This is a genomic window from Pseudomonas sp. TE6288 (genome assembly GCF_054062095.1).
The window spans coordinates 85,541-110,787 of record NZ_JBSSEW010000008.1 but is presented as its reverse complement, the minus strand read 5'-3'; the positions used below and the strand labels follow the sequence as shown (position 1 = coordinate 110,787).

General features: G+C 64.7%; 15 protein-coding genes and 1 pseudogene. 8 read left to right on the top strand and 8 right to left on the bottom strand.

The window, feature by feature from the left end:
• The 4 genes from msrA to aceE all read right to left on the bottom strand — a co-directional run bounded on the left by msrA (position 1) and on the right by aceE (position 8,074).
• A complete protein-coding gene (gene msrA, locus ACVWY1_RS10235) occupies positions 1–669 on the bottom strand; it encodes a peptide-methionine (S)-S-oxide reductase MsrA (RefSeq protein ID WP_102681873.1) in 669 nt (222 codons plus the stop codon).
• Positions 670–819: 150 nt separating this feature from the next.
• Entirely contained in the window at positions 820–3,513 is a 2,694-nt protein-coding gene (locus ACVWY1_RS10230; protein ID WP_277502521.1) for a putative bifunctional diguanylate cyclase/phosphodiesterase, read from the bottom strand.
• A gap of 252 nt (positions 3,514–3,765) precedes the next feature.
• Positions 3,766–5,415 carry a dihydrolipoyllysine-residue acetyltransferase gene (gene aceF, locus ACVWY1_RS10225; RefSeq protein ID WP_457378220.1) on the bottom strand — a complete coding sequence of 550 codons (1,650 nt, stop codon included), beginning with the start codon at positions 5,413–5,415 and terminating at the stop codon, positions 3,766–3,768.
• 13 nt (positions 5,416–5,428) lie between these two features.
• Positions 5,429–8,074, bottom strand: a complete 2,646-nt coding sequence (gene aceE, locus ACVWY1_RS10220; RefSeq protein WP_110697399.1) for a pyruvate dehydrogenase (acetyl-transferring), homodimeric type — start codon at positions 8,072–8,074, stop codon at positions 5,429–5,431.
• 383 nt (positions 8,075–8,457) lie between these two features.
• Between aceE and glnE the strand changes: the two genes are divergently transcribed.
• The 8 genes from glnE to ACVWY1_RS10180 all read left to right on the top strand — a co-directional run bounded on the left by glnE (position 8,458) and on the right by ACVWY1_RS10180 (position 18,491).
• The gene (gene glnE / locus ACVWY1_RS10215; RefSeq protein WP_457378219.1) at positions 8,458–11,391 is read left to right on the top strand and encodes a bifunctional [glutamate--ammonia ligase]-adenylyl-L-tyrosine phosphorylase/[glutamate--ammonia-ligase] adenylyltransferase; all 2,934 of its coding nucleotides are present in this window, start codon (positions 8,458–8,460) and stop codon (positions 11,389–11,391) included.
• Positions 11,392–11,530: 139 nt separating this feature from the next.
• Positions 11,531–12,580 carry a lipopolysaccharide heptosyltransferase II gene (gene waaF, locus ACVWY1_RS10210; protein ID WP_139667984.1) on the top strand — a complete coding sequence of 350 codons (1,050 nt, stop codon included), beginning with the start codon at positions 11,531–11,533 and terminating at the stop codon, positions 12,578–12,580.
• A complete protein-coding gene (waaC, locus tag ACVWY1_RS10205; protein WP_457378218.1) occupies positions 12,581–13,639 on the top strand; it encodes a lipopolysaccharide heptosyltransferase I in 1,059 nt (352 codons plus the stop codon).
• Positions 13,639–14,763, top strand: a complete 1,125-nt coding sequence (locus tag ACVWY1_RS10200; protein ID WP_457378217.1) for a glycosyltransferase family 4 protein — start codon at positions 13,639–13,641, stop codon at positions 14,761–14,763. Before waaC ends, ACVWY1_RS10200 begins: the two co-directional genes overlap by 1 nt.
• Complete coding sequence (gene rfaP / locus ACVWY1_RS10195; RefSeq protein WP_457378216.1) at positions 14,760–15,566, top strand: lipopolysaccharide core heptose(I) kinase RfaP; 807 nt, start codon at positions 14,760–14,762, stop codon at positions 15,564–15,566. The genes ACVWY1_RS10200 and rfaP overlap by 4 nt, the downstream gene beginning before the upstream one ends.
• The gene (locus ACVWY1_RS10190; protein WP_102681882.1) at positions 15,566–16,300 is read left to right on the top strand and encodes a lipopolysaccharide kinase InaA family protein; all 735 of its coding nucleotides are present in this window, start codon (positions 15,566–15,568) and stop codon (positions 16,298–16,300) included. The genes rfaP and ACVWY1_RS10190 overlap by 1 nt, the downstream gene beginning before the upstream one ends.
• Positions 16,297–17,049, top strand: a complete 753-nt coding sequence (locus ACVWY1_RS10185; RefSeq protein ID WP_457378215.1) for a lipopolysaccharide kinase InaA family protein — start codon at positions 16,297–16,299, stop codon at positions 17,047–17,049. Before ACVWY1_RS10190 ends, ACVWY1_RS10185 begins: the two co-directional genes overlap by 4 nt.
• Positions 17,049–18,491: a lipopolysaccharide kinase InaA family protein gene (locus ACVWY1_RS10180; protein WP_277502527.1), complete on the top strand. Its 1,443-nt coding sequence runs from the start codon at positions 17,049–17,051 to the stop codon at positions 18,489–18,491. Before ACVWY1_RS10185 ends, ACVWY1_RS10180 begins: the two co-directional genes overlap by 1 nt.
• Before the next feature lie 18 nt (positions 18,492–18,509).
• Here ACVWY1_RS10180 and ACVWY1_RS10175 read toward each other — a convergent pair.
• The 4 genes and pseudogenes from ACVWY1_RS10175 to ACVWY1_RS10160 all read right to left on the bottom strand — a co-directional run bounded on the left by ACVWY1_RS10175 (position 18,510) and on the right by ACVWY1_RS10160 (position 25,163).
• Positions 18,510–21,293 (bottom strand): annotated as a pseudogene (locus ACVWY1_RS10175) (dermonecrotic toxin domain-containing protein).
• Between the two features lie 68 nt (positions 21,294–21,361).
• Positions 21,362–21,547: a hypothetical protein gene (locus ACVWY1_RS10170; protein ID WP_139667991.1), complete on the bottom strand. Its 186-nt coding sequence runs from the start codon at positions 21,545–21,547 to the stop codon at positions 21,362–21,364.
• On the bottom strand, positions 21,544–22,656 hold the full coding sequence (locus ACVWY1_RS10165) for a PepSY-associated TM helix domain-containing protein (RefSeq protein ID WP_277502529.1): 1,113 nt from the start codon (positions 22,654–22,656) through the stop codon (positions 21,544–21,546). The genes ACVWY1_RS10170 and ACVWY1_RS10165 overlap by 4 nt, the downstream gene beginning before the upstream one ends.
• An 80-nt stretch (positions 22,657–22,736) precedes the next feature.
• Positions 22,737–25,163, bottom strand: coding sequence for a TonB-dependent siderophore receptor (locus ACVWY1_RS10160; protein WP_457378214.1), 2,427 nt, complete (start codon positions 25,161–25,163; stop codon positions 22,737–22,739).
• Between the last annotated feature and the right edge of the window lie 84 nt (positions 25,164–25,247).

The window sequence follows — 25,247 nt, the reverse complement described above, 5'->3', positions numbered from 1 at the left end:
TCAGTTGCCCTGCAGGCTGGGCGGCAGGCACACACCGGTGCCACCGATGCCGCAGTAGCCGTCCGGGTTCTTGGCCAGGTACTGCTGGTGATAGGCTTCGGCAAAGTACACGGTCGGCGCCTGGGCAATCTCGGTGGTGATCTCGCCGAAGCCTGCCTTGCTCAGCTCGGCCTGGTAGGCGGCCTGGCTGGCCTGGGCTTCCTCGAGCTGCTGCGGCGAGGTGCAGTAGATCGCCGAGCGGTACTGGGTGCCGACATCGTTGCCCTGGCGCATGCCTTGGGTCGGGTTGTGCAGCTCCCAGAACATCGCCAGCAGTTCGCGGTAGCTGACTTTGTTCTTGTCGAACACCACCAGCACCACTTCGGTGTGGCCGGTCAGGCCCGAGCAGACTTCTTCATAGGTCGGGTTGGGGGTGAAACCGCCGGCATAGCCGACCACGGTGCTGACCACGCCTTCGCGCTGCCAGAAGCGCCGTTCGGCGCCCCAGAAGCAACCCAGGCCGAAGATGGCGAAGTCGATGTCGCCTTCGAAGAACGGGCCGAGCAGCGGGGTGCCTTCGAACACGTAGTGGAACTCGGGCAGGGTCATCGGGGTTTCACGGCCAGGCAGGGCCTGTTCCGCGGTGGGCAGGACGTTTTTGTTCACCAGGATTTCCGAACGCAGGACCATGGCCGTTCCTCTGTGTTTTTTCAGTTGGACAGGTGTTGGCCCAATCGCCGGCAAGCCGGCTCCCACAGGGTCATACGTTCAACTGTGGGAGCCGGCTTGCCGGCGATGAGGCCTGGATGGCTTCTATAGTGCCCGAGGTTTGTGCCGCTGTCAGTCCACCGGCCCACGCGGATAGCGGCGCAGTTTTTCGCTCAGTTCTCGCCCCGGAATAGGGCGGTCGAACAGGTAGCCCTGGCCGACATCGCAGCGGTGGCGGCGAAGGAATGCCAGCTGCTCGGGCGTCTCGATGCCCTCGGCGACCACCTTGAGCTTGAGGTTGTGGGCCATGGCTACCACCGCCGAGGTGATCTCCATGTCGTCCTGGTTGTCGGGGATCTCGTTGATGAAGCTGCGGTCGATCTTGATGATGTCGATCGGGAACTTCTTCAGGTAGCTCAGCGACGAGTAACCGGTACCGAAGTCGTCCATGGCCAGGGTCAGGCCCAGGGCCTTGAGCTCGTCGAGCTGGCGGTGGGTGTCTTCGGTGGCTTCGAGCAGCAGGCCTTCGGTCAGCTCCAGTTCCAGCAGGTGCGGCGGCAGGGCTTCCTCTTTGAGGATGCCGGCTATCGAGCCTACCAGCTCCGGGTCTGAGAACTGCTTGGGCGACAGGTTGATGGCCACGTGCAGGTTGCCAAGACCTGCCTCGCGCAGCTGCTGGCTCATGCGGCAGGCCTGGCGCACCACCCACTTGCCGATGGGGATGATCAGGCCGGTTTCCTCGGCCACGCTGATGAACTGGTCGGGGCGGATCATGCCGCGCTCAGGGTGGTTCCAGCGCAGCAGCGCCTCCAGGCCCAGCAGCCGACCGCTGCGCAGGCACAGCTTGGGCTGGTAGAACACTTCCAGTTCGTTCTGGGTCAGGGCGCGACGCAGGTTGTTCTCGACGAACAGCTTGTAGCTGGCTTCGGCGTTGAGCACTTCGGTGAACACCTGGACCTGGTGCTTGCCGTTGGCCTTGGCCTTGTGCAGGGCCAGGCCTGCGTTTTTCATCAGCGTGGCCGGGTCGCTGCCGTGCACTGGCGCGCAGGCCAGGCCCACGGAGGCGGTGACGTTGATCAACTGGTTGTCGACGAACATCGGCTTGTCGAGGGTGCGCAGCAGCTGGTGGGCCACGCCCTGGCCGTCATCGAGACTGGTGTCGTCGAGCAGCACGGCGAACTCGTTGCTGGCGAAGCGCGCCAGGCTGCCGCCGTTGGCCAGGCTGTTGCGCAGGCGCCGGGCCAGGCTGATCAGCAACTTGTCGCCGGTCTGGTGGCCGAGGCTGTCGTTGATCCGCTTGAAGTTGTCGATGTCCACCAGCAGCAGGCAGATCGGGCTGTTGCTGTCGCGGGCGAAGCGCTCGTCGAGGTTGCGGATGAACGCCGGGCGGTTGCCCAGGTTGGTCAGGTTGTCGGTGTAGGCCAGGCGCTCGATGCGCTGCTGGGCCAGCTTGCTCTGGGTGACGTCTTCGTAGATGCCGATGTAGTGGGTCAGTTCGCGATTGTCGCCGTACACCTTGGAGATCGACAGTTGTCCCCAGTAGGGCTCGAGGTTCTTGCGCCGGCTCTTGAACTCGCCCTGCCAGCTGTTGCCCATGGCCAGGCTCGACGGCGAGTCGAACAGCAGTTCGCTGAGGTTTTCCAGCGCTGGCAGTTCGGCCAGGTGGTGGCCTTGGACTTCCTCGGTGCTGTACTGGGTGATCGCCGTGAAGCTGGGGTTGACGTACTCCACTACGCCGTCGCGGTTGACCAGCAGGAAGGCGCTGGCGCTTTGCTCCACGGCCCGCTGGAACAGGTGCAGGGCGCTGGCGGCGGTGCGTCGGTTGTGGTTGTTGATGACCTGGGCGAACTGGTCGGCCAGCTCGCCAGCAAAGGCGATCTCGTCCGACTGCCAGGCACGTGGCTGGCCGGTCTGCTCCAGGCACAGCACGCCGACTACCTGGCCATCGATGCGGATGCTGGCATCGAGCATGGCGTTGTCGCCGGTGCTGTACAGCGACTCGGCCATTTCGCGGGTACGCGGGTCGTGGCTGGCGTTGTGGGCGTCGATGGCGCGGCTGGCGTGCAGGGCCTCGAGGTAGTCGGGGAAGCGGCTGGCGTCGATCGCTTCGGGCATGCGGTGCTGCTGTTCGCGGCGGTACCAGGCGCTGATCGGCTCCAGGCGCTGGTCGTTCAGGTACCAGATGCTGGCGCAGTCGACCCGGTAGATCTCGCAGGCGCTGCGAGTGATTAGCTCGGCGGCTTCGAGCAGCGAGTTGCCGACGCTGTAGCGCTGTCGCGCCAGGCGCAGGATCAGGTCCTGCTGGGCGCGTACCCGGTCCAGGTGCTCGAGCTGCTCCTGCTGGGCGCGCTGGTTCAGCTGCAGGGCCAGCTGCAGGCGGTTGTTGCGCGATTCCAGGTCGTTGGCGTCGAGGTCGGGGGCGTCCTGCTGGTGGTCATCGAAGGCCGTCAGGTAGCCACGCAACAATTGGCGGTTGTGCTGCTTGTAGCTTTCGCCGACCTCCAGCAGGCGCAGTGGCGCAGGGCTGGCGTGCAGGGTGTAGCACACCCGGTAATAGCCGCGCTGGGCCAGTTGCAACTGGATCTCGTCGTGCAGCTTGTAGCGCGCCTCCGGCTCCATGAGGCTGGCATAGGGCGAGCCGATCAGGGCGCAGAGCTCGGCGGCGGGCAGGCCGAACTGGCGGTCGCAGGCCGGATCGAGGTAAAGCATCGCCCAACTGGCTTCGTTCAGCCGTTCGAAACGCAGCATGCCGAGCCGCGAGGGCACGGGGAGCTGCGTCACGACCTCGGCCGCCACACGGCTGGCGGCATCGGGTTGGCTTTTCATCGAAGACTCGCTTGAACTGGGGCGCGGCCTGAGGCACGGCGTATCGGGCAAGGTTGCATCATGTCCCGTGGGCTGGCAAGCGGCCATGCGGGATGCTGTGAACAGGTTGTCGGCTGGTGGGGGGGAATCTGAAGGTCAGGAGCTTGCAGCTTGCAGCTGATAAAAAAAGCCCCGCCAATTGGCGGGGTTGAGGTACGAGCGTGGCAGCTCGAAAACGGTGCTGCCCCTCGAGTGAGGGGCAGCGTGCAGCTATTACAGCAGCATGGTGCGGATATCGCCCAGCACGTCGCCCAGGCGCTTGGTGAAGCGCGCGGCGGCGGCGCCGTTGATCACACGGTGATCGTAGGACAGCGACAGCGGCAGCATCAGTTTCGGCTGGAAGGCCTTGCCATCCCAGACTGGCTGCATGGTCGCCTTGGACACACCGAGGATCGCCACTTCCGGCGCGTTGACGATCGGCGTGAAGCCGGTGCCGCCAATGTGACCGAGGCTGGAGATGGTGAAGCAGGCGCCTTGCATGTCGTCGGCCGAGAGCTTCTTGGTGCGGGCCTTCTCTGCCAGCGCGGCGGCTTCGGCAGCCAGTTGCAGCAGGCTCTTCTGGTCGACGTTCTTGATCACAGGGACCAGCAGGCCGTCCGGGGTGTCCACGGCGAAGCCGATGTGCACGTACTTCTTGCGGATGATCGCCTTGCCGCTTGGCGCCAGCGAGCTGTTGAAGTCTGGCAGTTCCTTGAGCAGGAAGGCGCAGGCCTTGAGCAGCAGTGGCAGCACGGTCAGCTTGACGCCAGCCTTCTCGGCCACGGCCTTCTGCGCGACGCGGAAGGCTTCCAGCTCGGTGATGTCGGCGGAGTCGAACTGGGTCACGTGCGGCACGTTCAGCCAGCTGCGGTGCAGGTTGGCGGCACCGACCTGCATCAGGCGGGTCAGGGCGACTTCTTCCACTTCACCGAACTTGCTGAAGTCGACGGTCGGGATCGGCGGGATGCCAGCACCACCAGTGGCGCCGGCAGCCGGGGCTTCCTTGGCCTTCTGCATCATCGCCTTGACGTAGACCTGCACGTCTTCCTTGAGGATACGGCCGTGCGGGCCAGTGGCCGCGACCGAGCCCAGGTCGACGCCGAATTCACGGGCCAGCTGGCGAACGGCAGGGCCGGCATGGACCTTGGCGTTGCTGCCGGCGGCCGGCGCGGTGGCGACCGGTGCAGGGGCGGCAGCCGGAGCAGCAGCGGCAGGCGCTGCGGCCGGAGCAGCCTCAGCCTTGGCCGGAGCGGCGGCGGCTGGTGCCGGAGCAGCAGCAGGAGCAGCGCCAGCGGCTTTGATCTTGAAGATCAGGTCGCCGGTGCCGACTTCGTCTTCCAGCTTGCACAGCACGGCTTCAATCACGCCAGCGGCAGGCGACGGGATCTCCATGGAGGCCTTGTCGGACTCCAGGGTGATCAGCGACTGGTCGGCTTCGACGGTGTCGCCAACCTTGACCAGCACTTCGATGATCTTGGCCTTGCCCGACGAGCCGATGTCCGGCACGTGGATGTCCTGCACGCTGGCGGCAGCCGGGGCTGCGGCCGGAGCAGGGGCGGCTTCGGCGGCAGGCGCTGGGGCAGCAGCCTGGGCAGGCGCGGCAGCGGGCTTCTGTTCAGAAGCAGGGGCCTCAGGAGCCGCGGCAGCGGCACCCTCGACTTCCAGGACCAGCAGCTCGTCGCCTTCTTTCAGGCGGTCGCCCAGCTTGACCTTCAGTTCCTTGACCACGCCGGCCTTGGGGGCCGGAATCTCCATGGAGGCCTTGTCGGACTCCAGGGTCAGCAGGCTCTGGTCGGCCTCGATACGGTCACCGACCTTGACGAACAGCTCGATGATTTCACCTTCACCGCTGCCGATGTCAGGTACGCGAATGAGTTCGCTCACTTAAAAATACTCCTCAGCAGTCCAGTGGGTTGCGCTTGTCCGGGTCGATGCCGAACTTGACGATGGCGTCAGCCACAACCTTGGGTTCGATCTCGCCACGGTCAGCCAGGGCTTCCAGGGCAGCCAGCACCACGAAGTGGCGGTCGACTTCGAAGAAGTGACGCAGCTTCTTGCGGCTGTCGCTGCGACCGTAACCGTCGGTACCCAGGACCTTGAACTCTTTGCTCGGCACCCACTGGCGAATCTGCTCGGCGAACAGCTTCATGTAGTCGGTGGAGGCGATGACCGGGCCCTTGCGACCGGCCAGGCACTCTTCGACGTAGGTCTGCTGAGGCTTCTGGCCAGGCTTGAGGCGGTTGGCGCGTTCCACGGCCAGGCCGTCGCGACGCAGTTCGTTGAAGCTGGTGACGCTCCACACGTCGGCGCCGACGTTGAACTCTTCACGCAGGATCTTCGCCGCTTCGCGGACTTCGCGCAGGATGGTGCCGGAGCCCATCAGCTGAACGTGGTGCGCGGCTTCGCGGGTGTCTTCTTCGAGCAGGTACATGCCCTTGATGATGCCTTCCTCGACACCGGCCGGCATGGCTGGCTGCTGGTAGGATTCGTTCATCACGGTGATGTAGTAGAAGATGTCCTGTTGCTCTTCGGTCATCTTCTTCATGCCGTCCTGGATGATCACCGCCAGCTCGTAGCCGTAGGTCGGATCGTAGGTGCGGCAGTTCGGGATGGTGCCCGCCATCATGTGGCTGTGACCGTCTTCGTGCTGCAGGCCTTCACCGTTGAGGGTGGTACGGCCGGCGGTACCGCCGATCAGGAAACCACGGGTGCGGCTGTCGCCAGCAGCCCAGGCCAGGTCGCCGATACGCTGGAAGCCGAACATCGAGTAGAAGATGTAGAACGGCAGCATCGGCTGGTTGTGGCAGCTGTACGAGGTACCGGCAGCGATGAACGACGACATGGCGCCGGCTTCGTTGATGCCTTCCTCGAGGATCTGGCCCTTCTTGTCTTCGCGGTAGAACATCACCTGGTCTTTGTCGACTGGCTCGTAGAGCTGGCCGACCGACGAGTAGATGCCCAGCTGGCGGAACATGCCTTCCATACCGAAGGTACGGGCTTCGTCCGGGATGATCGGGACGATGCGCTGGCCGATGTCCTTGTCCTTGACCAGCTGCGCCAGGATGCGCACGAAGGCCATGGTGGTGGAGATTTCGCGGTCGCCCGAGCCGTCGAGGATCGCTTTCAGCGTTTCCAGTGGCGGGGTCGGCACGCTGAAGCTCTTGGCGCGGCGCTGCGGCACGAAACCGCCCAGGGCAGCACGGCGTTCGGCCAGGTACTTGGCTTCGGCGGAACCTTCTTCGGGCTTGAAGAATGGCAGGTTCTCGAGGTCGGCATCCTTGACCGGGATGTCGAAGCGGTCACGGAAGTGACGCAGGCTGTCGACGTCGACCTTCTTGGTGTTGTGCGCGGTGTTCTTGGCTTCGCCGGCACCGGTACCGTAACCCTTGATGGTCTTGGCCAGGATGACGGTTGGCTGCTCTTTGTGGTTCACGGCCTGGTGGTAGGCCGCGTAGACCTTGTACGGGTCGTGGCCGCCACGGTTGAGCTTCCAGATCTCCTCGTCGGACAGGTCTTCGACCATGGCCTTGAGCTCTGGGGTGTTGAAGAAGTTCTCACGGACGTACGCGCCGTCCTTGGCCTTGTAGTTCTGGTACTCGCCGTCGATGACTTCGTCCATGCGGCGCTGCAGGGCACCGTTGGTGTCCTTGGCCAGCAGCGGGTCCCAGAAGCGGCCCCAGACGACTTTGTTGACGTTCCAGCCACCGCCACGGAACACGCCTTCGAGTTCCTGGATGATCTTGCCGTTGCCGCGAACCGGGCCGTCGAGGCGCTGCAGGTTGCAGTTGATGACGAAGATCAGGTTGTCCAGCTTCTCGCGGCCGGCCAGGGCGATTGCGCCCAGGGATTCCGGCTCGTCGCACTCGCCGTCGCCCATGAAGCACCAGACCTTCTGCTTGCCGGCCGGGATGAAGCCGCGGGCTTCCAGGTACTTCATGAAGCGCGCTTGGTAGATGGCCTGGATCGGGCCCAGACCCATCGAAACGGTCGGGAACTGCCAGAAGTCAGGCATCAGCCATGGGTGCGGGTACGAAGACAGGCCGTTGCCATCCACTTCCTGGCGGAAGTTGTTCATCTGCTCTTCGTTGATGCGGCCTTCCATGAAGGCGCGGGCGTAGACACCAGGGGATGCGTGGCCCTGGAAGAAGATCAGGTCGCCGCCGTGTTCGTCGGTCGGGGCCTGGAAGAAGTAGTTGAAGCCGATGTCATACAAGGTGGCGCTGGAGGCGAAGCTGGAGATGTGTCCGCCCAGGTCCGAGTCTTTCAGGTTGGTGCGCATGACCATGGCCAGGGCGTTCCAACGCACCATCGAGCGAATGCGGCGTTCCATGAACAGGTCGCCGGGCATGCGTGCTTCGTGGGTGACAGGGATGGTGTTGCGATACGGCGTGGTGATGGCATATGGCAGCTGGGAGCCACTGCGGGTGGCCAGCTCGCCCATACGGGTCATCAGGTAATGAGCGCGGTCTTCGCCTTCTTTGTCGAGGACCGACTCCAGGGCATCCAGCCATTCCTGGGTTTCGATTGGATCGAGGTCTTGCATGGCTTGCTCCAGGGCGGAAAGGCCACCAGAATCGATGGCCTGAGTTTGCGACTGGCCTTATGGGCAGACGTCGTGAATTCTTGGATTACCGGACAGTCATCCGGCGCGGTGTAGTTTTACTACAAATGCTTTCGCATTTCATGCTTTTGCACGTTGGGCGTAGTAGTAAAACTACACAAATGCGACGTTTGGTCGCATCCCGGGTTGTGAGGAAAAACGTTCATGTTGGTTGGCGGTGTGTCGCGAGCAGGTGAATCTTGATGGGTTTTGCCAATTTTTCGGCTTTATCAGCTATTTCCAACTTTTGTACGACAGTCCAACCGTGGTCCAACCCCCGTTTGACCTCCCCAACCGCTCTCTTTCACGCCGATCAAGGATAGACCATGCGCCTGCCTTTGCCGCTCGATCTGCCTGCCGCTCTCCAACCACTGGTCGCTCGCAACCAGCAATTTCTCCGCGATGCCTTGGCCGGTCATGCTGATCTGCACCTGGACAGCCTGGGCGCCGAGCATCGGCGCCAGTTCGACCAGGTTGCCGCCGCCAGCGACTTCGTCCTGGCGCAGGCCCAGCGCGATCCGGCGGTGCTGTTCGAGCTGCTGGCCAGTGGCGCGATGGACCGGGCATACACACCGGGCCAACTGCGTGCTCACATCCACGTCGTCGCCCAGGCTGCGCAAAGCGAGGACGAACTGGCGCGCAACCTGCGCCGCGAGCGCAATCGCCAGCAGTTGCGCATCATCTGGCGCGACCTGAGCCGCCAGGCAGCGTTGGCCGAGACCTGCCGCGACCTGTCCGACCTGGCCGACGCCAGCATCGACGAGGCCTATCAGTGGCTGTACCCGCGCCATTGCCAGCAGTTCGGCACACCCATCGGCAACCGCAGCGGCCAGCCTCAGCACCTGGTGGTGCTGGGCATGGGCAAGCTGGGCGCGGTGGAACTGAACCTGTCGTCGGACATCGACCTGATCTTTGCCTTCCCCGAGGGCGGTGAAACCGAGGGCGTGAAGCGCTCGCTGGACAACCAGGAGTTCTTCACCCGCCTCGGCCAGCGTCTGATCAAGGCGCTTGACCCGGTCACCGTCGATGGCTTCGTGTTCCGTGTCGACATGCGCCTGCGCCCGTACGGTTCGGCCGGCGCGCTGGTGCTCAGCTTCAATGCCCTGGAGCAGTACTACCAGGATCAGGGGCGCGACTGGGAACGCTACGCCATGATCAAGGCGCGGGTGGTGGCCGGCGACCAGGCGGCCGGCGCGCAGTTGCAGGAAATGCTGCGGCCTTTCGTCTATAGGCGCTACCTGGACTTCTCCGCGATCGAAGCGCTGCGCACCATGAAGCAGCTGATCCAGCAGGAGGTGCGCCGCAAGGGCATGGCCGACAATATCAAGCTGGGGGCCGGCGGCATCCGCGAAGTCGAGTTCATCGCCCAGGCATTCCAGCTGATCCATGGCGGCCGCGACCTGAGCCTGCAGCAGCGGCCGCTGCTGAAGGTGCTGACCACCTTGGAGGGCCAGGGCTACCTGCCGCCAGCGGTGGTCGCCGAGCTGCGCGACGGCTATGAGTTCCTGCGTTACACCGAGCACGCGATCCAGGCCATCGCCGACCGCCAGACCCAGATGCTCCCGGATGACCCGACCGACCGCGCGCGCATCGCCTACATGCTGGGCTTTGCCGACTGGGAGGGCTTCCATGCCCAACTGATGCACTGGCGTGGGCGGATCGACTGGCATTTCCGTCAGGTGATCGCCGATCCGGATGAGGATGAGGCCGAGGGCGAACTCGTAGTCGGTGGCGAATGGTCGCCCCTGTGGGAGCAGGCCCAGGATGAAGAAGCCGCCGGGCGCCAGTTGCAGGAAGCCGGTTTCCACCAGCCTGCCGAGGCGCTGCGCCGGCTCAACGCCTTGCGTGTCAGCCCGACGCTGCGCTCGATGCAGCGCATTGGTCGTGAACGCCTGGATGCCTTCATCCCGCGTCTGCTGGCCCAGGCGGTCGAGCACGACAACCCTGACCTGGTGCTGGAGCGGGTGCTGCCCCTGGTCGAGGCGGTCGCGCGCCGCTCGGCCTACCTGGTGCTGCTCACCGAAAATCCCGGCGCGCTGCGCCGTCTGCTGACCCTGTGCGCAGCCAGCCCGTGGATTGCCGAGCAGATTGCCCGTTACCCGCTGCTGCTTGACGAGCTGCTCAATGAAGGTCGGCTGTTCAGCCCGCCGCTGGCCCCGGAGCTGGCTGCCGAGCTGCGTGAGCGGCTCACCCGCATCCCCGAGGATGACCTTGAGCAGCAGATGGAGGCGCTGCGCCACTTCAAGCTGGCCCACAGCCTGCGCGTGGCCGCCTCGGAGATCAGCGGCAACCTGCCCCTGATGAAGGTCAGCGACTACCTGACCTGGCTGGCCGAGGCCATTCTCGACCAGGTGCTGGCCCTGGCCTGGCGCCAAACCGTGGCGCGCCATGGCCAGCCCAAGCGCAGCGACGGCAGCCTGTGCGACCCTGGCTTCATCATCGTCGGCTACGGCAAGGTCGGCGGCCTCGAGCTGGGCCACGGTTCGGACCTGGACCTGGTGTTCATCCACGATGGTGACCCCAACGCCGAGACCGACGGCGCCAAGCCGATCGACAGCGCGCAGTTCTATACCCGCCTGGGCCAGCGCATCATCCACCTGTTGACCACCCAGACCAACTCCGGCCAGCTCTACGACGTGGACATGCGCTTGCGCCCGTCCGGCGCCTCGGGGTTGCTGGTGAGCTCGTTGGGCGCCTTCGAGCGCTACCAGCAGAACGAGGCCTGGACCTGGGAACACCAGGCCCTGGTACGGGCCCGGGTGCTGGTCGGCTGCCCGCAGGTGGCGACGGCCTTCGAGGGCGTTAGGGCCAAGGTGCTCGGCCAGCCCCGCGACCTGGGCAAACTGCGCGCCGAAGTGAGCGAGATGCGCGCCAAGATGCGCGACAACCTGGGCACCAAGGCCACCGGCGCAGGCACTGCGGGCAATGCCTTCGATGCCGGCCAGCCCTTCGATATCAAGCAGGATGCCGGCGGTATCGTGGATATCGAATTTATGGTGCAATACGCCGCTTTGGCCTGGTCCCACGACCATCCGGCCATACTGCGCTGGACCGACAACATCCGCATCCTCGAAGAGCTCGAACAGGCCGGGTTGATGCCCGCCGCCGACGCCGTGCTGCTGCGCGAGCTGTACAAGGCGTTCCGCTCGGCCTCGCACCGCCAGGCCTTGCAGAAGCAGGCCGGGATGATCGACGCGGCGCAGTTCGCCGAGGAGCGCCGTGAGGTAAGGCGGATCTGGGGGCAGCTTGGGTTGACCTGAGCTTGCCGGGGCCGCGCTGCGGCGAAAAGGGCGCAATGCGCCCTCGGTGGTACACTGTCCGCCACATAGCCTGAATATAAAGAGGGGAGGCCAGGTTGTAGCGCAGCCTGCAGCCTCCCCGAATGTTTCTGGATAAAGCATGAGAATACTGATCATTGGCCCCAGCTGGGTCGGCGACATGGTGATGGCGCAGACCCTGTTCCAGAGCCTCAAACAGCAGCACCCCGACTGCGTGATCGACGTGCTGGCACCCGAGTGGAGCCGGCCCATCCTCGAACGCATGCCCGAGGTGCGCCAGGCCTTGAGCTTCCCGCTCGGCCACGGCGCGCTGGAGCTGGCCACGCGGCGGCGCATCGGCAAGTCGCTGGCCGGCCAGTACGACCAGGCGATCCTGTTGCCCAACTCGCTCAAGTCGGCGCTGGTGCCGTATTTCGCCGGCATTCCCAAGCGCACCGGCTGGCGCGGCGAGATGCGCTACCTGCTGCTCAACGATGTGCGCAAGCTGGACAAGGCGCGCTATCCGCTGATGATCGAGCGCTTCATGGCCCTGGCCTACGCCCCCGGTACCGAACTGCCCAAGCCGTATCCGCGGCCGGCCCTGCAAATCGAGGCCGCCAGCCGCGAGGCCGCCCTGGCCAAGTTCGGCCTGGAGCTGGACCGCCCGGTCCTCGCCCTGTGCCCCGGCGCCGAGTTCGGCGAGGCCAAGCGCTGGCCGGCCGAGCATTACGCCGAGGTGGCCGAGGCGATGATCCGCCAGGGCTGGCAGGTGTGGTTGTTCGGTTCGAAGAACGACCATCCGGTGGGCGAGCAGATCCGTGATCGGCTGATCCCGGGCCTGCGCGAAGAATCTTGCAATTTGGCCGGCGAGACCTCGCTGGCCGAGGCCATCGACCTGATGTCCTGCGCCAGCGCCGTGGTGTCCAATGACTCCGGGCTGATGCACGTGGCCGCCGCCCTCAACCGTCCGCTGGTGGCGGTGTATGGTTCGACCTCGCCGGGCTTCACCCCGCCGCTGGCCGACCAGGTGGAGGTGGTGCGCACCGGTATCGAATGCAGCCCCTGCTTCGACCGCACGTGCCGCTTCGGCCACTACAACTGCCTGCGGCTGCTGGAGCCGGCGAAAGTGATCGCCGCCCTGCACAGCCTGGGTGGCTCCGACCTGATCGATACCGTGGCCGAGGTCGACTGAGTGCGGGTCCTGATCATCAAGACGTCGTCGCTGGGTGACGTCATCCATACCTTGCCAGCGCTTACCGACGCCGCCCACGCCATTCCCGGCATCCGTTTCGACTGGGTGGTGGAGGAAGGTTTCGCCGAGATCCCCAGCTGGCATCCGGCGGTCGACCAGGTGATCCCGGTGGCGATCCGCCGCTGGCGCAAGAATATCTGGCAGACGCTCATGAGCGGCGAATGGAAGGCTTTCAAACAGCGCCTGCGCGAGCACAAGTACGACCTGGTGATCGATGCCCAGGGCCTGGTCAAGTCGGCCTGGCTGACCCGTTACGTGAAAGCGCCGGTAGCCGGCCTGGACCGTTACTCGGCCCGTGAGGGCTGGGCCAGCCGCTTCTACGACCGGCGGCTGTCGGTCGCTGTCGGCCAGCATGCCGTTGAGCGCGTGCGGCAACTGTTCGCCCTGGCCCTGGCCTATGATCTGCCGGAAGGGCTGGGCAACTACGGCCTTGACCTCAATCGCCTGCAACTGCCACCCGCCGCGCCCTACGTGGTGTTCCTGCATGGCACAACCTGGGCCACCAAACACTGGCCCGAGGCTTACTGGCGCGAGCTGGCCGAGCGCATGGGCCGGCGCAAGCTGCAGGTGATGCTGCCATGGGGTAACCCTGCGGAAAAAGCCCGCGCCGAGCGTATCGCCCAGGGCTTGAACAATTGCCAGGTGCTGCCCAAATTGAACCTGGCGGGCGTGGCCCGTGTGCTGGCCGCCGCCAAGGCCTGCGTGGCGGTCGACACCGGCCTGGGCCACCTGGCCGCCGCCCTGGATGTGCCGACCATCTCCCTGTTCGGCCCCACCAACCCTGGTCTGACCGGTGCCTACGGACGCGCCCAGATCCACCAGGCGAGCGACTTCCCCTGCGCCCCGTGCCTGCAGAAGAAGTGCACCTACAAACCGAGCGCCGAGGACCTGCGCCGGTTCGATCTCAAACGCGAGTGGCCGCTGTGCTTCACTCGCCTGAATCCCGAGCATGTGGCGGGCCGCTTGAGCGCGCTGCTGCTGGCTGAGGATGTTCGTTGATGCAACTGGCTTTTGTGCTCTACAAGTATTTCCCCTTTGGCGGGCTGCAGCGTGACTTCATGCGCATCGCCCTCGAATGCCAGAAGCGTGGCCACCAGATCCGTGTGTACACGCTGATCTGGGAAGGTGACATTCCGCCGGGCTTCGAGGTGCTGGTGGCGCCGGTCAAGGCGCTGTTCAACCACCGCCGCAACGAGAAGCTCAGTGCGTGGATGGCGGCGGACCTGGCCAAGCGCCCGGTCGATCGCCTGATCGGCTTCAACAAGATGCCTGGTCTGGACGTCTACTACGCCGCTGACGGCTGCTTCGAAGACAAGGCCCAGACCCTGCGCGGCGGCCTCTACCGCCGCTGGGGCCGCTATCGCCACTTCGCCGAATACGAGCGGGCGGTGTTCGCCAAGGACGCACGTACCGAGATCCTGATGATCTCCGAGGTGCAGCAGCCGCTGTTCATCAAGCACTACGGCACTCCCGAGGCGCGTTTCCACCTGCTGCCGCCGGGCATTTCCCAGGACCGCCGGCGCCCGGCCGACGCCGAGGCCATCCGCGCCGCCTTCCGTCAGGAGTTCGGCCTGGCCGACGACGAGCTGCTGCTGGTGCAGATCGGCTCGGGCTTCAAGACCAAGGGCGTTGACCGCAGCCTCAAGGCCCTCGCGGCGCTGCCGTCGAGCCTGCGCAAACGCACGAAACTGATGGTCATCGGCCAGGACGACCCCAAGCTGTTCCAGGTGCAGAGTACTGCGCTCGGCCTGGGTGAACAGGTGCAGTTCCTCAAGGGGCGCAGCGATATCCCACGCTTCCTGCTCGGCGCCGATCTGCTGATCCACCCTGCCTACAACGAAAACACCGGTACCGTATTGCTCGAGGCGCTGGTCGCCGGCCTGCCGGTGCTGGTGTCGCAGGTGTGCGGCTACGCCCACTACATCGCCGAGGCCGACAGCGGCCTGGTGCTGGACGAGCCGTTCGAGCAGGACCAGCTCAACGCCTACTTGCAACGCATGCTCGAGGACGCCGCGGCCCGTGCATCCTGGTCGAGCAACGGCGTGGCATTCGCCGCCACCGCCGACCTGTACAGCATGCCGCAGCATGCCGCCGACGTGATCCTTGGGCAGGAGACCGCATGAAGCTGATACTGGCCGAACCGTTCAAGCGCCTGTGGGCCGGGCGTGACCCCTTCGATGCCGTCGAGGCCCTGCAGGGCGAGGTGTACCGCGAACTGGAAGGCCGTCGCACCCTGCGTACCGAGGTCGATGGCGCAGGCTTCTTCGTCAAGATCCACCGTGGCATCGGCTGGGGTGAAATCTTCAAGAACCTGTTCAGCGCCAAGCTGCCGGTGCTCGGCGCCGGCCAGGAGTGGCGTGCTATCCAGCGCTTGCATGAAGTCGGCGTGCCGACCATGACCGCGGTCGCCTACGGCGAGCGCGGCGGCAATCCGGCCACCCAGCATTCGTTCATCGTCACCGAGGAGCTGGCGCCGACGGTCAGCCTGGAAGACTTCAGCATCGACTGGGTTAGGCAGCCACCCGAGCCGCGCCTGAAGCGTGCGCTGATCGCCGAGGTGGCGAAGATGACCGGCGGCATGCACCGCGCCGGGGTCAACCACCGCGACTGCTACATCTGCCACTTCCTGCTGCACACCGATCGCCCGGTGACGGCGGACGACTTCCGGCTGTCGGTGATCGACCTGCACCGTGCCCAGACTCGGGCGACGGTCAGCCGCCGCTGGCGCGACAAGGACCTGGCGGCCCTGTATTTCTCGGCCCTGGACATCGGTCTGACCCGTCGCGACAAGCTGCGCTTTTTGCGCGGCTACTTCCAGCGCCCGTTGCGCCAGGTGCTCAAGGACGAGGCTGCACTGCTCGCCTGGCTGGAGCGCAAGGCGCAGAAGCTCTACGACCGCAAGCAACGTTACGGGGACGCACTCTGATGGCGAGCTGGAACCTGGCGCCTGAGTATGCGCACCTGGCGGCCGATTTCGGCAGTATCGACGCGGTGTTCGCCATCAAGGGCGAGCGTCTGACCCGCGACCCGTTGAGCGAGGTCATCCGCATCGAACGGGACGGGGTCAACTACTACGTCAAACGCTACACCGGAGCCGGCAAGCACATGCGCCGCTACCTGGGGCGCCCGCGAGTCAAGGCTGAGTGGCAGAACCTCAAGCAGTTCGCCAAATGGGGCATCCCCACCGCCGACGTGGTCGCCTGGGGCCTCGAGCGCCAGGGCCTGGCGTTTGGCCGTGGGGCGATGATCACTCGCGAACTGCCACGCACCGAGGACCTCTCGGCGTTGGCCGAGCGCAATGACCCGCGCCTGCGTGACGCGGCCTGGGTCGATCATGTCAGCCGTCAGCTGGCGCGGCACACCCGGGTAATGCACGATCACCATTTCGCCCACAACGATCTCAAGTGGCGCAACCTGCTGGTCGATGACCAGGGCACGCTGTTCTTCATCGATTGCCCGACGGGCGACTTCTGGCGTGGTTTCATGCTGCGCCACCGGTTGATCAAGGACCTGGCCTGCCTGGACAAGGTCGCCAAGTATCACCTGTCGGCGACCCAGCGCCTGCGCTTCTACCTGCAGTACCGGGGGCATGCGCGCCTGCATGCGCGCGACAAGAAGCGCATCCGTCAGGTGCTGAGCTTTTTCGAGGGAAGGGAATGACCGACTACCTGGCCAGTGCCGACCAGGCACTGCTGCAACGGCACGGACTGGGCGACTTCGAGGCGCTCTGGGCCCTGCAACTTGACGCCGTGGACGAACCCAACACCGGCCGCGGCGGCTGGAGCAGCGTGTTCCGCCTCGAGCTCGAGGGCAAGGGGTACTACCTCAAGCGCCAGAGCGACTACCTGACTCGCAGCCTGCACCGGCCGTTCGGCGAGCCTACCTTCGCCCGTGAGTTTCGCAACATCAGCCGTTACCAGAAGCTCGATATCCCGGCCTTGCAGGCGGTTTTCTATGGGGAGCGCAAACAGGCCGGCCAACACCGGGCGATCCTCATGACCCGGGCGCTGGACGAATGGACCGACCTTGAGCATTTGCTCGGCCATTGGCCGCAGACATCCGCGCCGCAATGCCAGGGCATCCTCCAGGCCTGTGGCCAGCTGGCGCGCACACTGCACGGCGCCGGGCAGATGCACGGTTGCTTCTACCCCAAGCACATTTTCCTGCGTGAGCGCCGCGAAGGCTGGCAGGCAAAGTTGATCGACCTGGAGAAGACCCGCCCGCTGCTGTTCGGCATGCGTGACCGGGTCAAGGACCTCGAGCCGCTGCTACGGCGTGCCCGGGCCTGGGGTGAGGGCGACGTGCGCGTGCTGCTGGCCGCCTACCTGGAGCAACCGGCGGACAGCGCCCTGGTTTCCACCTGGCTGCAACGCCTGACCCAACGCCGCCGTCACAAAGAGGCCCGCTGATGCGCCTGTCCGAACTGAAGGAGGCCGGGCGCAGCCCAAGCCTGCCCCTGACCATCACCCTCGCCGACGCCGCAGGCAGCGCCGACTTGCAGCTGCTCAGCCTGCTGCGCGTGCTGCCGGGCCAGCGCTATGTCGGCCCCGGCATCTGGCGTGGCACCAAGGTCCTGGCCAAGTTGCTGGTCGGCGGCAATGCCGCCCGCCACTTCCAGCGCGAACGCGATGGCGCCCGGCTGATGGCCGATCAGGGCCTGACCACGCCGCGCCTGCTGGTCGACGGCCTCAAGGAAGGCGAAGGTGGCTGGCTGCTGTTCGAATACCTTGATCACGCCGAAAGCCTGGGTGACGCCTGGGCCAAGGTGGAATCATTGCCGATGCTCGCCGACGAGCAGCACCTGGTGCTGGGCGAGGCGTTGACCGCCATCGCACACTTGCATGCCAAGGGCCTGTGGCAGGAGGACCTGCACCTGGACAACCTGCTGCGCCAGGACGGTCAGCTGTACCTGATCGACGGCGCCGGCATCAAGGCCGAAACGCCCGGCCAGCAGCTGTCGCGCCAGCGCGTGCTGGAAAACCTCGGGGTGTTCTTCGCCCAGTTGCCCAAGCGCCTGGAGCCGTACATCGAAGAGGCACTGGTGCATTACATCCTGGCCAACGCCGAGCATGCGTTGCCGCTTGAGGCGTTGCAGAAGCAGGTGGACAAGGTGCGCAACTGGCGCCTGAAGGACTACCTGGACAAGGCCGGGCGTGAATGCACGCTGTTCAGCGTTGCGCGCAACCTGTCGGGCCTGCGCGCCATCCGCCGCGGCGAGGTCGAGGCGCTGCTGCCGGTGCTCGAGCAGGCCGATGCGTTGATTGACCAGGGCCACCTGTACAAGACCGGTGGCGCGGCCAGCGTGGCGCGTATCGAGGTGGGTGGCCGCACGCTGGTGCTCAAGCGCTACAACATCAAGAACACCGCGCACTGGTTCAAGCGCTTCTGGCGCCCGAGCCGGGCCTGGCATTCGTGGATCGAAGGGCATCGCCTTGAGTTTCTCGACATTGCCACGCCACGGCCATTGGCGGTGCTGGAGCAGCGGGTGATGGGGCTGCGCAGCACGGCCTACCTGGTAACCGAGTACGCCGACGGGCCGGACCTGATCGAATGCTTCGCGCCCTATGTGGAAAGCGGCGAGGCGCCCGACGAGCAGGTCGAGGCCCTGGTGCGGGTGATGCAGCAGCTGATCCGCGAGCGCATCAGCCATGGCGACTTCAAAGGCCATAACCTGTTCTGGCAGGCCGGCCAGTGGTCGCTGATCGACCTCGACGCCATGTGTCAGCACGCCACTCAGCTCAGCTTCGCCCCGGCGTTTGCCCGTGACCGGGCGCGGTTGCTGCGCAACTGGCCGAGCGGCAGCGCCTTGCATCAGCGACTGGACCGGCTTTTGCCAAAACGGGTCGAGTAAGGCAGCTGGTTCGGGCTTTCATTGGGCGGGCGGTGGTTGGTCTGGCAGTGTCAGCCAGTCACTGCTGCGCCCTGCCTGGCGAACGCGTATCAGCCACTGGCCGTTTTCGTGACGCATCACCGCCCACGGCACCACCCCGGCGTTGTTGGCGACAGTAATCTGCAAGTGGTAATGATCCGGCAGCAGGTGGCGACGCACCGGCAACTGTCCGTTCTCGAGCGCCAGGTACAGCTGATCGTCAGCCTCAAAGAGCCCTTGTTCGATGTTCAGTGGCAGGCCGGCCACAGGCACCTGCAGGTAGCAGTCTTGCAGTAACTGCTTCAGGTCGGGCAGCCCGTCGTACCAAAGTACCGGTGAGTCTATGACCCACTGCCCGTCGGACTTGCGCTTGAGCGGTTGCTGCAGGTAGACGTCTGGCTGGTCAGGGTCGATCGCCCGCCAGCGGTAGCCGTCGAAGCTGACCTGGTAATAGCGGTTGTCGTTGTCCTTGACGAAGTACAGTGAGTGCCCGCCAAACGCCGAGCTTTGCTCGTATACACCTTCACCGTAGATGCCGTCTATGCGATAGCGCAGGCTGCTCCCTGGTTGTACCTGGAGGCGTGCGGGCAGTGGCAGTGGCGGTTGTTTGGGGATCCCGCGCAGGGATCGGCGTAGCACTCTGGAACCAAGAAAACTGGTACCCGCATCGTTGAGGTGGCTAAGCGCTTGATAGGCATGCCGCATCACTCCTTCGACATCCTCTTGCTTGAAGGCCTCGACGCCGTCCCAAATATCGATTGCCATGCGGCCGATCGACAGCACCAGCAGCGCACGGTTCGGCAGCAGGAGGCTGATGAAGTCCAGCAAGCGCCAGCTCAGCGCCATGACCGATGCCACGTTCACTTCCCTGGTCGTCATGCTGTCGGCATCGGCCTGAGCGATCAGCGCCCGGGCTTCGGCGATGTAGTAGACGAAGAAAAGGTCGTCCTTGATCTCGGGTGTCGTCAAATGTGTGCTCATGCGCCCCTTGTCCAGCAGCCGTTGCACCGTGGCGGCAGGCAACAATGGCAGGCGCTGGGCTACGTATGCTCTCAACGTGGGCTGTTGGCGCAACGTGCGAAGCAGTTCGCGGGTTGTTCGAAAACGACGCCAGGACCTGCGGTCCGGGGCATCCGGGGTGTACAGCACGCATGCCGGAGACTTGTAGGGGGTGCTGTTGAGCAGAAGCACGCCCTGCAGGGTATGGCCCATGATGTTTAGCTGCCGAACAGTGACCGGGTAGCCTGCGACTGGCGCACGCAAGGCATTGTGTGGTTGGTCCAACACTGCGCGCACCCAGTTGTAGCCGTGTTCGAAAGGGTCTTCGCCAAAGTGCCCGGCGTAGCGCGCCTTGACTGCTTCAGCGTGCATGCGTGCACGGTTGACCTTGCTGTGCGCGGTCAGGCGCCATTTGCCCACTCTGGAACTGACAAGTTGGGTGTGCAGGTACTTTGCGTAGCTGTCACCTACGTTCAGTTCCCGGACCATGTGCTTGACATACTACGGCGTGAGCCCGGCGGGCATGGCTTTGCCGTGGGCATGGCTCACCCGAGCAGTAAGCCAGTAGTCGGTATCGAACCACGGCAAGTTCTTGAGGGCGATCTCTTCGAGCGTGTTGATTTCTTCGACCATTTCCACCATCTCGTGGCCCACGCGTCGCATGCCGACATAGGTGACATAGGATGAGATGGCGAAGGGATGCATGATGGCGCCGGTGCGGCGGGCACGCACGACCCTGATCTTGATATCGCGAGGATCTGTGTCGTACCCCAGGTTATGGCTAAGGCGCTCGCGAAGGCGTGCGTTGGCCCAGGCCAGCAGGCTATTGCGTTGCTTGAAGTCGTTAAGGGTCAGCACTCCCGGGGCAGCAGCCTGCTCGGCGATTGCCACCAGCTCTTGCATGGCCTGCATCATATGGCTCAGGCCTTGCGCAGAGGTGTTGCGCAGCCAGTTCGGCAGGTTCTTCTCAAGTAATCGGGAGTAACGTGTCAGCAGGATGGGTTTGGCGCCGACTTCGTGCCAGAGTTGCATGGCTTTATGTATTCGGGTGTGCTGGTCGGGTGAGCCGTTGCTCCACAAGCCGGCGTCACTCAAGCGTTGGCGCTGGGCTTCTATCGCACTGTCGATCTGGGCCTCCAGCAGGCTATCGGTGTACCAGTCATAGCGCAGGCGCTGTGACCGACGAACGCGGTCCGCCTGTGGGTCAGGATACAGATGCAGCAGAGGCTTGCTCTGGAGTGGGTCCTCCAGGCGTTCGCAAAGTTCCTGGTGCAGTGCGGCAAGGGAGTCGAAGGCCTCTATGCCTTGTGAGAGGCTGCATAGCAAGGCCATGCCTGCGGCATCCTGAGGCGTGAGCATAGGGCCCTCGGCGGTGCCGGCAACGATGATCAGTGTGCCTGGCAGGTAGCTGCGCCAGTTGGGCCGTATGCCGTCGAGCAGCACGCGATAGACCTGTGGCCTGCTGGCCAGCGGCAGCTGCCTGCGCTGAGAGGGAAGCGGCTGTTCCAGGCACGCCCGCAGCTGCTCGGCTGACCCGTTGGCCAAGGTCTGGTCGCCCAGGCGCAATTCAACCTCGGCCAGCATCAGCGCCTTGCGCAGTGCCAGCAGCTTTTGTCTTGGGGTTTCGCCATGCTCATCGGCCGTTGTCCAGAAGCTGGCCAGTTGGCCGTGCAGCCAGGTGCGTGTATCGGGGTTGATGGGGTGCTGAGGGTCAAGGGTCGGGAGGCCGCCGAGCAGGTCGCTGATCTGTCGGTCGATCTGTTCCAGTTGTTCGAGGGGGCGCATGGGGCGGGTCCTGGGTTGAGGAAAACCCCCATGCTTGGCAATACCTGCGGTTGCGGGGTGGTAGCGGGCTAGCGCACCCGACGCCAGAGCAGCCCGCGCAAGCTCACCAGGGCCGGCAGACCCAGGCCGGCCCATGCCAGAATGTCCCAGCCACCGTCGCCGAGCAGTGCGGCGAACAGGCCCAGGAGCCCAAGTATGGCAATCAACGCTGGCCAGGCGAAGATGCGTACAGTGGCTTGCGACCTGTGGCTCATGCGCGCGACCCTCTGGGTTTGCGCTGCTTGCCCCACCACAGGTAGAGGCCGCTGCCGAGCACGATGATTGTCAGCACGTCCAGCAAAGCCCAGAGGATCTGCATCGGTCGCCCGCCGTAATCGCCGAAATGCAAAGGCTGCGACAGGCCCATCGCATCCATGTACCAGGGACGGTCGCCTACGGCCGTCACTGCAAGGGTGCGAGCATCGATCAGTACCGGCGTGAACAGGTGCGAACTCAGGTGTGTGGCACCGTTCATGAATACCGCGTAGTGGTGCTCGCTGGAAAAACGCGTGCCTGGAAAGGCGATGAAGTCCGGGCGCATGCCGGGTGCCGCCTGTTCGGCGATCGTCAACAGCTGGCTGGCCGGGGCGCGTTCGGTGAGCGGCGGGGCATCGCGGTAGGGCGCGACCATGGCCGCCAGGCTGTCGTTGCGCCAGGTCGCGATCACCAGGTCGGACAGGGCGCTGATCACACCGGTGACGCCGACCACCAGGGCCCAGGTCAGGGTGACCACGCCGATCAGGTTGTGCAGGTCGAGCCAGCGCAGGCGCCGGGATTTGTCGTGGCGCACTGTGGCGAACTCCAGGCGGCGCATGAACGGCGCGTACAGCACCGTGCCGGAGACGATCGCGACGACGAATAGCACGCCCATGAAGGCCAGCCACAACTTGCCGGGCAGCCCGGCGAACATGTCCACGTGCAGACGAAGCATCAGCATCATGAAACCACCATTGGCCGCCGGCATGGCCACGGCCTCGCCGGTGCGGGCATCGAGCATGAAGGTGTGCGATTGGTCGGGGTGGGTGCCGGCGGTGGCGGCCATGATCGCCACCACGCCGTTGGGTTCGTCCTCTTCGTAGCCGAAGTACTGCATGACTTCGCCAGGGCGGTGTTGCTCGGCCTTGAGCACCAGTTGCTGCAGGTCCAGGTGCGGGGTGCCGGCGGGCATCTCGCGCAGTTCGGGGGCATCGCCCAGCAGGTGTTCCAGCTCGTGGTGGAAGATCAGCGGCAGGCCGGTGAGGGCCAGCAGCAGCAGGAACAGCGTGCACACCAGGCTGCTCCAGGTGTGGATCGCTGACCAGCGGCGGATGGTTTGGCTTTTCATCACGGCTCCTTACGCATCGCGGGGCCAGCCCGCCCCCACTGACCGTGGGAGCGGGCTGGCCCCGCGATGGCTTCGGTCACTCAGAACTTGTAGGTGGCGCTGGCGACGACGCTGCGCTGGTCGCCGTAGTAGCAGTAGTAGCCGTCGCAGGTCGAGAGGTAGTCCTTGTTCAGCAGGTTGCTGGCGTTGACCGCCACCGAGGCCCCCTTGAGGCTGCTGTCCAGGCGGCCGAGGTCGTAGTGCACCGCAGCGTCGAACACAGTGTAGGCCTTGCTCTTGCCGAGCCAGGTGTTGGCTTCGTCGCCGTAGCGGTTGCCGGTGTAGCGTGCGCCAAGGCCAATGCCGAAGCCGTCAAGCACACCGGTATGCCAGGTGTAGTCGGCCCACAAGGATGCCTGCTGGTTGGGCATCTGTTGCAGGCGGTTGCCTTTGTACTGCCCTTTCTGGACTTCGGACTTGGCCAGGGTATAGGCGGCGATCACTTTCAGGTTGTCGGTGACGTCGGAGACGGCTTCCAGTTCCAGGCCGTGGACCTTGACCTCCCCGGTCTGGCTGGAGACCGGCACCCCACCCACGTTGTTGGTGACGGTCACGTTCTTCTGGGTGAGGTCATACACGGCCGCCGACAAAAGGGTGTTGGAGCCAGGTGGCTGGTACTTGATGCCGAGCTCCCATTGCTGGCCTTCGGTCGGCTTGAACGACTTCTCGACGTCCGCGTCCGAGCCGGTGCTTGGCTGGAACGACTCGGCATAGGACAGGTAGGGAACAAAGCCTGAATCGAACACGTAGCTCAGCGCCGCGTTACCGCTGAACTGCTTGTCGCGCTGGGTGTTGGTGGCATTACCCTTGTTGAGGAACGTGGTGCCGGTATGCACCCAGTCTTCACGCCCGCCCAGGGTCAGGCGCCATTTGTCGAGCGCCATCTGGTCCTGGATGTAGAGCCCGGTCTGCACGGTTTTCTGGTTGTAGTCCATATAGGCCGCGGAGCGGTCCGGGCGGGTGATTGGCAAACCGTACACCGGGTTGTTGACGTTGGTGGGCGGTACGTTGAAGCCATAGATGGAGAGAAAGTCGGATTCGGTGCGCTGGTGGTCCAGGCCGATCAGCACGGTATGGCTGATATGGCCTGTGCTGAAGTCGGCCTGGAAGTTGTTGTCGAGCGCGAACTGGCTGATGTCCTCATTGACGTTGGTGGACATGCGGCTGGCATTGCCCTCGTTGTCCACCGGGCCGCCGGGTTGGTAGTAGCTACCAACGGTGATCGTCTGGAACGACAACTCGCTCTTGGTGTAGCGCACGTTCTGGCGGAACTGCCAGACATCGTTGAAACGATGTTCGAAGGCATAGCCCAGCGCGTAGTAGGTGCGGTCGTAGTATTCGTAATCCGGATCACCCAGGTTCTTGTGGCGGGAGACTTTGCCGAACGGCATGTCGATCTTGGTGCCTTGGATCGGGTAGAACTGGCTGGTGGCGCCGGTATCGTCGCGGGTGAACTGGCTGAGGAAGGTCAGCGAGGTGTCGTCGTCGATGTTCCAGGTCAGGCTTGGGGCGATGTTGTAGCGCTTGTTGTCGATATGGTCGATCTGCGTGCCGCTGTCGCGCACCACGCCGCTGACGCCATAGAGGAACTGGCCCTGCTCATCAAGCTTGCCGGTGCTGGCGAAGCTGATCTGGCGGTGGTTGTCGCTACCGTACTGCAGCTGGATCTCGTGGCTGCTCTCGGCCTGGGGGCGGCGGCTGACCATGTCCAGCAGGCCGCCGGGCGGGGTCTGGCCATACACCGACGAGGCCGGGCCACGCAGCAGCGCAAGGCGGTCGAGGTTCCAGGTTTCGGCTTTCGGGTTGGCATACACGCCGCGGGGCAGAGGCAGGCCGTCGAGGAACTGGGTCGGCTCGAAGCCGCGCACGCGCATCCAGTCATAGCGGGTGTCGCTGCCGAAACTGGCCGAGACGATGCCTGGCATGTACTTCACCGCATCATCCAGGCTCTGCACGCCACGGTCGCTCATCTGCTGGCGGGTGGCGACGGAAATGGAGCGTGGGACTTCGACCAGCGCGGTGTCGGTCTTGGTGCCGGCGGCGGTGCGCTTGGCGGTGTAGCCCTCCACCGGGCCCCAGGCACTTTCAAAACTGCTGTTGGCGTCGATGTTGGTCTCCGGCAGCGCCAGGCTGCCTTCCGCCACCAGGCTGTAGCTGCCGGCACTGCTTTGCTGCAACTGCAGGCCGGTACCACGCAGGGCCGCCTGTAGCGCGCCAATACCGTTGTACTGGCCGCTGACCGGCGCCGAATTACGCCCACTGACCAGCGCCGGATCCAGCGCCAGGGCGATACCGGCCTGGCTGGCGATCTGGTTCAAAGTGCTGGCCAGCGGTGCGCTGGGCAGGTTGTAGGCCCGCATGGCGGACTGTTCGGCGGCGAACAGGGCGGTGCTGGCCAACGGGGTGGCCAGGCTGATGGCCAGGGCCATCAGGCTGGGGCGAAGCAAAGCATCAACGGCACGGGACATTCAGCGGCTCCTCGACGAAATAGTGCTGACTGCTTCCTTGCCGAGCGAGAGTGGGAAAGTGACAGGGGGGTGTGAAAAAAAATA